The sequence below is a fragment of the Pantoea sp. UYEF8 genome, assembly GCF_040546285.1.
Classification (GTDB): domain Bacteria; phylum Pseudomonadota; class Gammaproteobacteria; order Enterobacterales; family Enterobacteriaceae; genus Pantoea; species Pantoea brenneri.
The window spans coordinates 151,354-164,748 of sequence record NZ_JBEPNM010000001.1 but is presented as its reverse complement, the minus strand read 5'-3'; the positions used below and the strand labels follow the sequence as shown (position 1 = coordinate 164,748).

Genomic DNA, 13,395 nt, shown 5'->3' with positions numbered 1-13,395 from the left:
TGCTGGCGCCCACTTTGATGACTGCCAGCCCGGTTGACGGGGAATGTAAGGAACCGAGATGTCCAGCATAATTAACTCCGCGATGAGCGGATTGAGTGCCGCGCAGGCCGCCCTGAGTACCACCAGTAATAACATTACTAACTACACCGTGGCGGGCTATACACGCCAGACCACCATCCTTGCCCAGGCAAACAGTACTCTGCAGGGCAATAGCTACTACGGCAACGGGGTTAATGTGACCGGTGTACAGCGCGAATATGATGCTTTTATCGCCGCCCAGCTGCGTGGCTCCAGCGCAAACTACAGCGCGGTGAACACCCAGTACAGCCAGATTTCCAATATCGACGATCTGCTGTCAACCTCGACCACCAGCCTGGCAACCTCCATCCAGAAATTCTTTACCAACCTGCAGAACGTGGTGAGCAACGCCAACGATCCGTCGGCGCGCCAGTCGATGTTGAGTAACGCCCAGGGACTGGTCAGCCAGTTCCAGACCACCTCGCAGTATCTGACCAGCATGCAGAACAGCGTAAACAGCGACATCGGTTCCAGCGTCAATCAGGTCAATACCTATACCACTCAGATTGCCGATCTCAACAAGCAGATCGCCAGGCTGACTACCGGTACCGGCACCGCACCAAACGATCTGCTGGATAAGCGCGATCAGCTGGTCAGCGACCTCAACAACGTGGTCGGCGTGACCGTCTCAGAGCAGGACGGTAGCTACAGCGTCTCGATGGCTAACGGCCTGACGCTGGTCAATGGCACCAAATCAAACCAGCTGGTGGCGATGACCTCCAGCAGCGATCCAACCCGGACCACCATCGGCTATGTTGATAAACAGGCGGGTAACGTTGAGATCCCGGAGAAGCTGATTACCACCGGTTCACTGGGTGGTCTGCTGGCGTTCCGTTCTCAGGATCTCGATCTGGCGCAGAATCAGCTCGGCCAGCTGGCCGCCACCTTCACCAGCAGCTTCAACGCCGTGCATAAGCAGGGCTTTGACAGCAACGGCGATCAGGGCGTCGATTTCTTTAATATCGGCACCCCGACCGTGGTCAGCAACAGTAAAAACAGCACTGCCGCTTCGGTCACCGCCGAGTGGACCGATACCAGCGCGCTGAAAGCGTCAAACTATACCCTGAGCTATGACGGCAGCAACTGGACCGCGACCCGCGCGTCTGACAGCATCTCCGTCCCGATTACCCCAGGTACCGATGCGAACGGCAATACCACGCTGAGTTTTGATGGCATGAAGCTGACCGTCGCCGCGACGCCTGCGCCGGCTGCGAAAGACAGTTTTCTGGTGAAACCGGTACAGAACGCCATTAACGATATGTCGGTGGCGATCACCAGTGAATCACAGATTGCCGCTGCCGGTGCGACCGGTGGCGAAAGCGATAACCGTAATGCGCAAAAGCTGCTGGACCTGCAGGATGCCAAACTGGTAGGCGGCAACGCCACGCTGGCGCAGGCTTATGCCAGCATCGTCAGTACCGTCGGCAACAAAACCAGCTCGCTGGAAACTACCAGCACCACGCAGAAAAGCGTGGTCGGTCAGCTGACCGATCGCCAGCAGTCAGTTTCTGGCGTCAACCTCGATGAGGAGTACGCTAACCTGACAAAATATCAGCAATATTACATGGCAAATGCGCAGGTGCTGCAGACTGCCAGCACCATTTTTGATGCATTGATCAATATTCGCTAAGGGTAGGGTAAAGCATGCGAATCAGTACAAATATGATGTTTAACCAGCAGGTGCGCGGGATTACCGACTCGCAAGCCTCCTGGCTGAAAGTGGGCGAGCAACTCTCCAGCGGCCGCCGCGTCACCAATCCATCTGACGATCCGATTGCCGCGTCACGCGCAGTGGTGCTGTCACAGACTCAGGCGCAAAGCAGCCAGTATGCGCTGGCACGTACCTTTGCTAACCAGGGATTATCGCTGGAAGAGAATGCGCTGAAAGGCGTGACCAGCAGTATTCAGGATGCGCAAACCCTGATCGTTAACGGTTCAACCGGTACGCTGAGTGACGATGACCGTGGCTCGATTGCAACCCAGCTTGAAGGCATCCGCGCCCAGTTACTTAACCAGGCCAACAGCCAGGATGCGAACGGTCGCTATATCTTTGCAGGTTACAAAACGGACAGCGCGCCGTTTGTCGATGGCACCGGCACCGGCGTGAGCTATGCGGGCGGAACCGATGCGATCACCCAGAAGGTGGACAGTAGCCGCACCATGACCGTTGGTCATACCGGTGACGACATCTTCATGGCGATCACCGGCAATGCCACTAAAGAGCCGGACGGCAGCGCCAGCGAAACCAACCTGTTCGCCATGCTCGACAGCGCAATTGCAGCGCTGAAAGTGCCGCAGGATGACGCTGATGCTGCCACTAAACAGACTTTCCAGGCTGCGATGGATAAAACCAACCGTGGTCTGGGCAACTCGCTGAATAACGTGTTAACCGTACGCTCCGAGATTGGTACCCAGCTGTCGGAACTCGATACGCTGGATGCGCAGGGCGACGATCGTAATGTGATTTACAGTTCGCAGATGAGCGATCTGGTGGATGTCGATTATACCGCTGCGGTCTCCAGCTACACCATGCAGCAGACGGCGCTGCAGGCGTCGTACAAGACCTTTACCGATATGTCCAAGATGTCACTGTTACAGCTGAATTCATAATCTGACCTGAAAATTTGAGCGTACTTTAACCGGGTGCGCTTAGTTTCTCCCACCCTCCTGATAAAAGAGGGTGGGATTTTTTTTGCCTGAATTCGGGCTGAATCCCGCACCACAGGCATAAAAAAACCCCGGCTTGCAGGCCGGGGTCAGGTTCAGGTCAGAGTCAGCGTTACGGCTTGGTTGCTGGCGCCGTGGCCTGATGGGTTGCCGCGTGACCGCCAGCAGATCCACGACCGTCGAACTCGTACGCCGAACGTACCCAGTCGCTGTGACGTGCAGGTTCTGGCTGCCAGACCGGCGCCGGCGCTTTGGTCATCGGGGCAGAAGCGAAGTGCTTCCAGCGCGTGACGTCCGCGGCGGCCATTGGCTCAGCAGCAGGTGCTGGCGTGGCGGCCGGTTGCGCTACCGCGGCCGGCTCGATATCACGGGCAGCGACAGGTGCATGCGGCTCACTGACCGGTGCCGTTTCTGCTGCGGCAGCGACCGGGGCGTTCAGCACTTCTTCTACCTGTGCTTCCGTTTCGCGGCTGACTTCAACTGGCGCTTGCTGCGCAATCTCTGTCGGCTGTGCGCTGTCATCAACAGAAGCGGTCGCTGGCGTATCACTGACCGGCTCAGCAGGCTGTGCCTGAGCAGCAACAGTTTCAGCGGTCGCTTCAGCCGCAGCCGGGATCACCGAAGGCTGATGATCAACCGGCGCGTCGATAGCGCTGGTATCGTCAGTGTTAACCACGGTTACCGGCGTTTCTGCCTGTGGTTCAGCCTGCTGTACTGGCGCGTCCTGTGACGCTGCTGATTCAACCGCAGCAGCAACCGGCAGCGCAATGGCGCCTGCTGTCTCTTCGCGGGTGTAATCTGGCGTTTCCTGAACCGCATCCTGCACAACCTGCTCTTCGCTGGCCTGGCTCACCGGATAACGTACCCACACTTTACCGGATGCCATCTCTGGCGACGCGGCTGCCGCAGCCAGTGGCATAGCGGACTGAGTCGGATAACGCTCATCACGATAACGGCGACGACGCTGACCGCTGACGCGCAGATGACGTGGCGAACGACGTGAACGACGCGGCATATTGGCGTTGTCACGGCTATCGTTATCATCCTGCTCTTCGATCTGCGGCGCTTCCGTCGGCAGCACTTCAGTCGCTGGCTGCTGTACTGCACGCGCTTCGGTCGGCACGGCAATGTCAGTGGCTTCTGCTGGCAGTGGCTGACGGTTATCATCAACGCGGACTTTCTGGCTCAGCTGACGCGGCTTACGACGCGGCATAACCTGCACGCGATCGTCATCCTGCGCTTCGGGTGCTTCCACAACTGCTTCAGCCACAACCGGCTGCTCGGCGGCTTTGGCCGCTTCCTGCTGGGCGCGTTTCTCTTCCTGACGACGACGCTGACGCTCAGCACGCTGGTCACGACGCTGTTGCTGCTGCTCGTCGCGCTGCTGACGGGCTTCTTCGCTCAGTGCCGGACGCTCTTCACGCGCTTCATTAGGCTGAGACTGACGTTTGTTGCGACGGTTATCATTGCCTTCACGCGGCTCACGATTTTCACGTGGTTCGCGACTTTCGCGCGGTTCACGGCTTTCACGTGGCTCACGTGGTTCACGGCTTTCACGCGCCTGACCGTTCTCACCGTTACGCGGCGTACGCTCACGACGGTTATTATTGCGGCGGTTGTTGTTACGACGTTCGCCACGCTGACTGGCGTTCTCTTCTTCGCTTTCCGGCGCTTTCTGTGGTTCCGCTGCTTCAGTGGCGGCTGGCGTCACTGCAGGGGTTTCTTCGCCACCGAACATTTTCTTCAGACCACCAAACAGGCGGCCAAAGAAGCCGGTGCTGACCGTGGCCGGCGCTGCGACGGCAGGGGCCGCTTTCGCTGCCGGTTGCGCTTCGGCGCGTGGCGCTTCAGGCGCGACTTCTACCGGAGCCGGTGGGGCATCTGGCATCACGAATGCCGCCAGTGCCGGCTGTTCAGGACGACGACGTTCGCCATGCTCTTCTTCAGATGGCAGCGCCATTTCTGCTTCATGCAGCTTCGGCAGGTGGTAGCTCAGGGTCTGAGTCTCTTCACCTTTGCGCACGCGCAGCACCGAATAGTGCGGGGTTTGCATCTTGTCATCAGGTACGATGATCGCCTTCACGCCACCCTGACGCTTTTCAATAGCGTTCACGGCTTCACGTTTTTCATTCAGCAGGTAAGAGGCCACCTGAACCGGAACGATCGCGTGGACTTCTTTGGTGTTGTCTTTCAGCGCTTCTTCTTCAATCAGACGCAGAATAGAGAGCGCCAGCGATTCGTTATCACGGATGGTGCCGGTGCCGCTACAGCGTGGGCAGACGTGATGGCTGGATTCGCCTAACGACGGGCTCAGACGCTGACGTGACATCTCGAGCAGGCCGAAGCGGGAAATATGGCTAATCTGGATACGCGCACGATCCTGACGGACCGCTTCACGCAGACGATTTTCTACTGCGCGCTGATGGCGTACCGGCGTCATATCGATAAAGTCGATAACGATCAGTCCGCCGAGGTCACGCAGACGCAGCTGACGGGCAATCTCGTCTGCCGCTTCAAGGTTGGTGTTAAAGGCGGTTTCTTCGATATCGCCGCCGCGCGTAGCGCGTGCTGAGTTGATATCGATCGCGGTTAACGCTTCGGTGCTATCAATCACAATCGAGCCGCCGGAAGGCAGGCGCACTTCACGCTGGAAAGCGGATTCGATTTGCGATTCGATTTGATAATGGCTGAACAGCGGAATTTCACCGGTGTAGAGCTTAATTTTGCTGCTGAAATCCGGACGGCCCAGCGCCGCGATATGCTGACGCGCCAGCTCAAGCACTTTTGGATTATCAATCAGGATCTCACCGATGTCCTGACGCAGGTAGTCGCGGAATGCACGCACGATCACGTTACTTTCCTGATGGATCAGGAACGGAGCAGGGCGGTTTTCAGCGGCTTTTTTAATCGCTTCCCAGTGCTTAAGACGGAAGCTTAAATCCCACTGCAGCGATTCGGCTGATTTGCCGACGCCGGCGGTACGCACGATCAATCCCATGCCTTCCGGCAGTTCCAGCGCAGACAGGGCTTCTTTCAGTTCGGTACGATCGTCACCCTCAATGCGGCGGGAGATCCCTCCGGCACGTGGGTTGTTCGGCATCAGCACCAGATAGCTGCCCGCCAGAGAGATAAAGGTTGTCAGCGCAGCGCCTTTATTGCCGCGTTCTTCTTTATCAATCTGAACAATGACTTCCTGACCTTCACGCAGGACGTCTTTGATATTTGGACGACCGTGCGCGTTGTAGCTGGAGGGGAAATATTCGCGGGAGATTTCTTTTAAGGGGAGGAAACCGTGACGCTCTGCGCCATAATCGACAAACGCAGCTTCAAGGCTGGGTTCAATACGGGTGATTTTACCTTTGTAGATGTTGGCTTTTTTCTGTTCGTGTCCTGGGCTTTCGATATCCAGATCGTACAGACGCTGACCGTCAACCAGGGCAACGCGCAACTCCTCCTGCTGAGTTGCGTTTATTAACATTCTTTTCATCGTGACTTACTCGTTATTCTTTCATGAGTGATTACAGCTGCGGGCATAGTTACCCTGGACGAGTATCAACCGATGGCCCCGTGACTTAGTGCAATGTCGTCAACCTCACGGCTGTCGACCGCGCGAGGGGCGCAAATAACGTCGGTGGCCTGTTTTTCATAAGGGAAAACAGCACCAGATAGTGGAAATGCCTGAGACAAATAAAAAACCCGTGCACTCCATACTGCTGTCCAGGCCGCAACCCGCAGCCCGCTAAGTGCCTGATTTCGCATTACGTCTTACGCCATTGCTGCGTGTCTGCTCGATCCGGCAAAATGACAATTTCGCTCTTTTTCTGCCCTGAAACCCTTCAGGTAAGAAACTTAAGCATTATTCCATTGCTAACCTTCATATAGCAAGGCGACTTTAGCCAGCTTGTGAAGTTTCTTTACATTTAACGCTATACGGTGTCGGGGAAAACATCCGGTTGCTGAAAAAGCCAGCAGCCGAAGCGCTTATCGCGACACTAACCCCAGAGTTAAGCACAGAAAAAGGGGTGGCGCTATCAGGGGACACTATTTAGAATCGCCGCCATGAAAACAGAGAATCCGGGCGTACAACTTGTCGCCATCACGGCTGAAAATGCCGGACAACGAATTGATAACTTTTTGCGCACCCAACTGAAAGGTGTGCCAAAAAGCATGATTTATCGCATCGTACGTAAAGGCGAGGTGCGGGTGAATAAAAAGCGCGTCAAGCCGGAGTATAAGCTGGAGGCGGGCGATGAGGTCCGTATTCCGCCGGTGCGGGTGGCGGAGCGTGATGAAGATGCGGTGTCGCCGAAGCTGGCCAAAGTCGCCTCGCTGGCTGACGCCATCCTGTATGAAGATGAATCCCTGCTGGTGATGAATAAGCCGTCAGGCACCGCGGTACACGGCGGCAGCGGGCTGAGCTTCGGGGTGATCGAAGGATTACGTGCGTTGCGGCCCGAAGCCCGCTTCCTGGAGCTGGTGCATCGACTGGATCGTGATACCTCCGGCATTTTACTGGTGGCGAAGAAGCGCTCAGCGCTGCGTTCCCTGCACGAACAGCTGCGCGAAAAAGGGATGCAGAAAGATTACCTGGCGCTGGTGCGCGGTAACTGGCCTTCACATCTGAAAGTGGTGCAGGCGCCGTTACTGAAGAATATTCTGCAGAGCGGCGAACGTATTGTGCGCGTCAGTAGTGAAGGTAAGCCTTCTGAAACCCGCTTTAAGGTTGAGGAGCGTTTTGCCTTTGCTACGCTGGTGAAAGCCAGCCCGGTAACCGGTCGTACTCATCAGATTCGCGTTCATACCCTGCATGCGGGTCATCCAATCGCCTTCGACGATCGCTACGGCGAACGTGAGTTTGATAGCCAGTTAGCCTCAACCGGCTTAAAGCGGCTGTTCCTGCACGCCGCGGCGCTGACCTTTACCCATCCTGGCACCGGCGAAGTGATGCGGGTGGAAGCGCCGCTGGATGACGGCCTGAAGCAGTGTCTGATCAGGCTACGCCAGCTGAAAGCATAATTATCCCGGCATCAGTCCGACAGCGGATTGATGCCGGCTTGCCGTAACATGCCGTTCAGCGCGATCAGCGGCAGTCCCACCAGCGTGTTGGGATCCCGTCCTTCCAGCCGCTCAAACAGACAAATCCCCAGTCCCTCACTTTTGAAACTGCCGGCGCAGTGCAGCGGCTGTTCCTTCTCTATATAAGCTGCAATCTCCGCGTCGGTTATTTCACGGAAATGCACCACAAACGGTTCGCAGCAGTGCATCAGTTGCTGACTGGCAGGATGATAGAGCGCCAGGCCGGTGTAAAAGGTGATGCGGTTACCGCTGGCGGCGCGTAACTGCGCCCGGGCGTTCTCCACGCTGTGCGGTTTACCGGTAATCACCCCATCCAGCACGCAGACCTGATCGGAACCGATGATCCAGTGATCGGGAAAGGCCTGCGCCAGCGCCTGCGCTTTTGCTATCGCAAGGCGTGTCACCAGCGCTGACGCGGTTTCGCCGGGCAACGGGGCTTCATCCACCTCGGGCGCGGCGGTGATAAAGGGCAGGCCCAGCTTTTGCAATAATGCCTGGCGAAAGGGCGAGGTTGAGGCTAAAAGAATCGATGTGGTCATTTTTTTTCAATAGTGATAGCGAATTGGTGACAGTCATTTTAAACTGTGCGCCGCACTGGATGCGAATAGTGGTTGAAAGATGCTGTTTAACGGCCTTTTTCTTTGACTCTATGACATTACAAAGTTAATATGCGCGCCCTATGCAAAAGGTAAAATTACCCCTAACACTGGACCCCGTCCGCACCGCTCAAAAACGCCTTGATTATCAAGGTGTCTACACATCTGCACAGGTGGAGCGCGTGGCCGAGTCAGTGGTTAGTGTGGACAGTGATGTGGATTGTGCCGTGTCGTTTGCGGTTGACAGTCAACGTCTGGCGGTACTGACGGGTACAGCTGAAGTACAAGTGACGTTGCGTTGTCAGCGCTGCAACCAGACCTTTCCTCATCACGTACACGTAAGTTATTGCTTCAGTCCTGTCTCTTCTGAAGAGCAGGCCGAGGCATTGCCGGAAGCGTACGAGCCGATCGATGTCAACGAGTTTGGTGAGATCGATCTGCTGGCAGTCGTCGAGGACGAAATCATTCTCGCGCTGCCGGTCGTTCCGGTACATGATTCTGAACACTGTGAAGTGTCCGAGGCGGACATGGTCTTTGGCAAACTGCCTGCAGAGGCGGAGAAACCAAATCCATTTGCCGTATTAGCCAGTTTAAAGCGTAAGTAATAGGAGTAAGGTCCATGGCCGTACAACAGAATAAACCCACCCGTTCTAAGCGTGGTATGCGTCGTTCGCACGATGCGCTGACCACTGCTGCTCTGTCAGTAGATAAAGTTTCTGGCGAAACTCATCTGCGTCACCACATTACTGCGGATGGTTACTACCGCGGTCGCAAGGTTATCGTTAAGTAAGTTTCTTGCTTAGCAAGGCGATACCTTGACACGTTTGACCCTGGCTATTGATGCCATGGGCGGGGACTTCGGTCCTTGCGTGACAGTGCCTGCAGCATTGCAGGCACTGGCCTCTCATTCGCAGCTATTCCTTCTTCTGGTCGGAAATCCCGACATTCTCACGCCATTGCTTGCCAAAGCGGATTCCTCCTTACTGGGGCGTTTGCAGGTCATTCCTGCCGAATCGGTTATTGCAAGTGATGCGCGACCCGCTCAGGCTATTCGAAACAGTCGCGGCAGCTCAATGCGTGTGGCGCTGGAGATGGTCAAAGAGGGACGTGCGCAGGCCTGCGTAAGCGCAGGCAATACCGGTGCCCTGATGGGACTGGCCACGCTGATATTAAAGCCGCTGGATGGCATTAAGCGTCCGGCGTTAATGTCCGTTTTACCGCATCAGCAGCAGGGTAAAACCGTGGTGCTGGATCTGGGGGCTAACGTCGGCTCAGACAGTGCGATGCTGGTGCAATTTGCGGTGATGGGATCGGTGATGGCGGAACATGTGCTCGGCATTGCCCGGCCGCGTGTCGCGCTGCTCAATATTGGTCATGAAGAGACCAAAGGGCTGGAAACCATTCGCGACGCAGCGGTAATCCTGCGAGAATCACCGCAGATCAACTATATTGGTTACCTTGAAGGTAATGAGCTACTCACCGGTAAAACGGATGTGATGGTCTGTGACGGGTTTGTCGGTAATGTCACGCTGAAGACCATGGAAGGCGTGGTAAGAATGTTCCTTTCCCTGCTGAAGTCGTCGGGGGAAGGCAAAAAACGGTCATGGTGGCTGAGATTGCTGGGACGCTGGATCCAGAAACGACTGGCGAAGCGTTTCGGGCATCTCAACCCTGACCAGTACAATGGCGCTTGTCTGTTAGGATTGCGCGGGACAGTGATCAAAAGTCACGGTGCAGCAAGTCAACATGCTTTCACCGTGGCGATAGAACAGGCAGAGCAGGCGGTGCGGCAGCAGGTTCCCGAACGAATTGCTGCGCGCCTTGATGCTGTATTAGCCAGGAGTGACAAAGCCTAGATGTATACCAAAATTATCGGTACGGGCAGTTATTTGCCTAGCCAGGTTCGCACCAATGCCGATCTGGAAAAAATGGTGGAGACGTCGGACGAGTGGATTGTCACCCGCACCGGCATCCGTGAGCGCCGTATTGCTGCGCCTGATGAAACGGTCGCCACCATGGGATTCAGCGCGGCTCAACGCGCCCTCGAAATGGCCGGCATTGAGGCGAACGATGTTGGGCTGATTATTGTCGCCACAACCTCTTCCAGCCATGCCTTCCCCAGCTCCGCCTGCATGATCCAGCAAATGCTGGAGATCAAAGACTGCGCGGCGTTTGACCTTGCTGCCGCCTGTGCGGGCTTTACTTACGCCCTGAGCGTGGCCGATCAGTACATCAAAAATGGCGCGGTTAAGCATGCGCTGGTGATTGGTGCTGACGTGCTGGCACGTGCGCTGGACCCGGAAGATCGCGGCACCATTATTCTGTTCGGCGATGGCGCCGGCGCGGTAGTACTTGGCCAGAGTGAAGAGCAGGGGATTATTTCGACCCACCTGCACGCCGATGGCCGCTACGCCCAGTTGCTGACCCTGCCTTATCAGGATCGCGCGCATCAGGACCAACCCGCCTACGTCACCATGGCTGGCAACGAAGTCTTCAAAGTTGCGGTCACCGAGCTGGCGCACATCGTTGATGAGACGCTGCAGGCCAATAATCTCGACCGCGAAATGCTGGACTGGCTGGTACCGCATCAGGCCAACCTGCGCATTATCAGCGCGACGGCGAAGAAACTGGGTATGACCATGGATAAAGTGGTGGTTACCCTTGATCGCCACGGCAATACCTCTGCCGCATCGGTGCCAAGCGCACTGGATGAAGCGGTCCGTGATGGCCGCATCAAACCCGGACACCTTATTTTGCTGGAAGCCTTTGGTGGTGGATTCACCTGGGGTTCTGTACTGGTTCGCTTTTGATTGACAGGAACGTAAGATGACGCAATTTGCTTTTGTTTTCCCAGGCCAGGGTTCACAGACGGTCGGTATGCTGGCTGATTTAGCCGCTACCTATCCGCAGGTGGAAGAGACTTTCCGTGAAGCCTCTGCGGTACTGGGATATGACTTATGGCAGTTAGTCAGCCAGGGGCCGGCTGAAGAGTTGAACAAAACGTGGCAGACCCAGCCAGCGCTGTTAGCCGCCTCGGTCGCTATTTACCGTGTCTGGCAGCAGCAGGGCGGTGAGCAGCCGTCAATGATGGCCGGTCACAGCCTGGGTGAATATTCCGCGCTGGTATGTGCTGGCGTGCTGGATTTTGCCGATGCGATCAAGCTGGTTGAGCTGCGTGGCAAACTGATGCAGGAAGCCGTGCCGGAAGGTACTGGCGCAATGCAGGCGATTATTGGCCTGGATGACGCATCAATCCGCAAAGCCTGTGAAGAGAGTGCGCAAGGTCAGGTCGTCTCGCCGGTTAACTTTAACTCGCCAGGCCAGGTGGTCATCGCGGGTAACAAAGAAGCGGTAGAGCGTGCCGGCGCAGCCTGTAAGGCTGCCGGAGCTAAGCGTGCGCTGCCGTTACCGGTCAGCGTGCCGTCTCACTGCGCGCTGATGAAGCCAGCGGCGGACAAACTGGCCGTGGCGCTGGAGTCCATCACCTTCAATACGCCTGCGGTGCCGGTGATCAATAACGTCGATGTCAAAGCCGAAACTGACGCTGGCGCGATTCGCCATGCGCTGGTGCGCCAGCTCTACAGTCCGGTTCGCTGGACCGAAAGCGTGGAAGCGATGGCGGCACAGGGTGTGACCCAACTGCTGGAGATCGGTCCAGGCAAAGTGCTGACCGGTCTGACCAAACGCATTGTGGATAGCCTGACAGCGGCTGCCGTCAACGATAGTGCATCACTGACGGCTGCACTCGGAAAGGAATAAGAGGAAAATCATGAGCTTTGAAGGTAAAGTTGCGCTGGTAACCGGCGCGAGTCGCGGCATTGGTCGTGCGATTGCGGAGACGCTGGCGGCAAAAGGCGCTAAAGTTGTAGGTACCGCGACCAGCCAGAATGGCGCTGACGCCATCAGTGCTTACCTTGGCGACAAGGGTAAAGGCCTGTTACTGAACGTGACTGACGCTGCATCGATCGACAGTGTTTTAGAGAATATTCGCGCAGAATTTGGCGAAGTGGATATTTTAGTCAATAATGCAGGCATTACGCGTGATAATCTCCTCATGCGCATGAAGGACGATGAGTGGCAGGATATCCTCGATACCAACCTCACTTCTGTCTTCCGCCTTTCTAAGGCGGTATTGCGTGCCATGATGAAAAAGCGCGTGGGCCGTATCATCACCATCGGTTCCGTTGTTGGAACCATGGGTAACGCGGGCCAGGCAAACTACGCGGCAGCAAAAGCGGGTTTAATTGGCTTTAGCAAATCACTGGCGCGCGAAATCGCGTCACGTGGCATTACCGTCAACGTCGTGGCTCCAGGTTTTATTGAGACAGACATGACGCGGGCACTGAACGAAGATCAACGTTCTGGTATTTTGGCGGAAGTACCTGCGGGTCGCTTAGGCGAAGCGCAAGAAATCGCCAATGCTGTGGCATTCTTAGCCTCTGACGAAGCAGCCTACATCACAGGTGAAACGCTGCACGTCAATGGCGGCATGTACATGGTCTGATAAATCACGAAAACATTTGCATTATTTGCGGCTAAAACCGCAAAATAGCGTAAAATCGTGGTTCGACCAGCCGGGATTTTGTTGCATCTTTTTCACCATTTTATACACTACGAAAACCATCGCGTAAGCGAGTTTTGATAGGAAATTAAATAGTATGAGCGATATCGAACAACGCGTTAAGAAAATCATCAGTGAGCAGCTGGGTGTGAAAGAGGAAGAAGTGACCAACTCTGCATCTTTCGTAGAAGACCTGGGTGCCGATTCTCTTGATACCGTTGAGCTGGTAATGGCTCTGGAAGAAGAGTTTGATACTGAAATTCCAGACGAAGAAGCTGAGAAAATCACTACCGTTCAGGCAGCGATCGACTACATCAATAGCCACAAAGGCTAATGAATATCTTCAGGCGGTCGCTCGACCGCCTGATTTTTATGTTTGTCCCACATAGTTCCCTATTTCCCCTCCCTGGAGGACGA

The 13,395-nt window shown here is 55.8% G+C and carries 12 protein-coding genes; 10 read left to right on the top strand and 2 right to left on the bottom strand.

The features are described 5' to 3' along the window. The first annotated feature begins 58 nt into the window (after nucleotides 1–58). Together flgK and flgL are read left to right on the top strand one after the other, a co-directional pair. Entirely contained in the window at nucleotides 59–1,708 is a 1,650-nt protein-coding gene (gene flgK / locus ABIB18_RS00825) for a flagellar hook-associated protein FlgK (RefSeq protein ID WP_031376564.1), read from the top strand. A gap of 14 nt (nucleotides 1,709–1,722) precedes the next feature. Continuing rightward, a complete protein-coding gene (gene flgL, locus ABIB18_RS00820) occupies nucleotides 1,723–2,688 on the top strand; it encodes a flagellar hook-associated protein FlgL (RefSeq protein ID WP_354473493.1) in 966 nt (321 codons plus the stop codon). A 169-nt stretch (nucleotides 2,689–2,857) separates the two neighbouring features. On the opposite strand, the gene rne is transcribed toward flgL, so the two are convergent. Continuing rightward, nucleotides 2,858–6,232 (bottom strand): ribonuclease E, encoded by a 3,375-nt coding sequence (gene rne / locus ABIB18_RS00815; protein WP_354473492.1) that lies wholly within the window; start codon nucleotides 6,230–6,232, stop codon nucleotides 2,858–2,860. 572 nt (nucleotides 6,233–6,804) lie between these two features. Here rne and rluC point away from each other — a divergent pair. Continuing rightward, a complete protein-coding gene (rluC, locus tag ABIB18_RS00810) occupies nucleotides 6,805–7,761 on the top strand; it encodes a 23S rRNA pseudouridine(955/2504/2580) synthase RluC (RefSeq protein WP_089561045.1) in 957 nt (318 codons plus the stop codon). 11 nt (nucleotides 7,762–7,772) lie between these two features. Here the strand turns inward: rluC and ABIB18_RS00805 are convergent, their stop codons facing one another. Then, nucleotides 7,773–8,360 (bottom strand): Maf family protein, encoded by a 588-nt coding sequence (locus ABIB18_RS00805; RefSeq protein ID WP_069728166.1) that lies wholly within the window; start codon nucleotides 8,358–8,360, stop codon nucleotides 7,773–7,775. Between the two features lie 140 nt (nucleotides 8,361–8,500). On the opposite strand from ABIB18_RS00805, the gene yceD reads away from it, so the two are divergent. The 7 genes from yceD (at nucleotide 8,501) to acpP (ending at nucleotide 13,312) form a co-directional block, all read left to right on the top strand. Beyond that, nucleotides 8,501–9,022, top strand: a complete 522-nt coding sequence (yceD, locus tag ABIB18_RS00800; protein WP_354473490.1) for a 23S rRNA accumulation protein YceD — start codon at nucleotides 8,501–8,503, stop codon at nucleotides 9,020–9,022. 14 nt (nucleotides 9,023–9,036) lie between these two features. Beyond that, nucleotides 9,037–9,207 carry a 50S ribosomal protein L32 gene (gene rpmF, locus ABIB18_RS00795; protein WP_003849870.1) on the top strand — a complete coding sequence of 57 codons (171 nt, stop codon included), beginning with the start codon at nucleotides 9,037–9,039 and terminating at the stop codon, nucleotides 9,205–9,207. 25 nt (nucleotides 9,208–9,232) lie between these two features. Then, nucleotides 9,233–10,273, top strand: a complete 1,041-nt coding sequence (plsX, locus tag ABIB18_RS00790; protein WP_069728168.1) for a phosphate acyltransferase PlsX — start codon at nucleotides 9,233–9,235, stop codon at nucleotides 10,271–10,273. Further along, a complete protein-coding gene (locus tag ABIB18_RS00785; RefSeq protein WP_354473489.1) occupies nucleotides 10,274–11,227 on the top strand; it encodes a beta-ketoacyl-ACP synthase III in 954 nt (317 codons plus the stop codon). Between the two features lie 16 nt (nucleotides 11,228–11,243). Continuing rightward, nucleotides 11,244–12,176 (top strand): ACP S-malonyltransferase, encoded by a 933-nt coding sequence (gene fabD, locus ABIB18_RS00780; RefSeq protein ID WP_354473488.1) that lies wholly within the window; start codon nucleotides 11,244–11,246, stop codon nucleotides 12,174–12,176. A 10-nt stretch (nucleotides 12,177–12,186) separates the two neighbouring features. Then, on the top strand, nucleotides 12,187–12,921 hold the full coding sequence (fabG, locus tag ABIB18_RS00775; protein WP_031376571.1) for a 3-oxoacyl-ACP reductase FabG: 735 nt from the start codon (nucleotides 12,187–12,189) through the stop codon (nucleotides 12,919–12,921). Between the two features lie 154 nt (nucleotides 12,922–13,075). Continuing rightward, nucleotides 13,076–13,312, top strand: coding sequence for an acyl carrier protein (acpP, locus tag ABIB18_RS00770; protein ID WP_003849865.1), 237 nt, complete (start codon nucleotides 13,076–13,078; stop codon nucleotides 13,310–13,312). Nucleotides 13,313–13,395 lie beyond the last annotated feature (83 nt).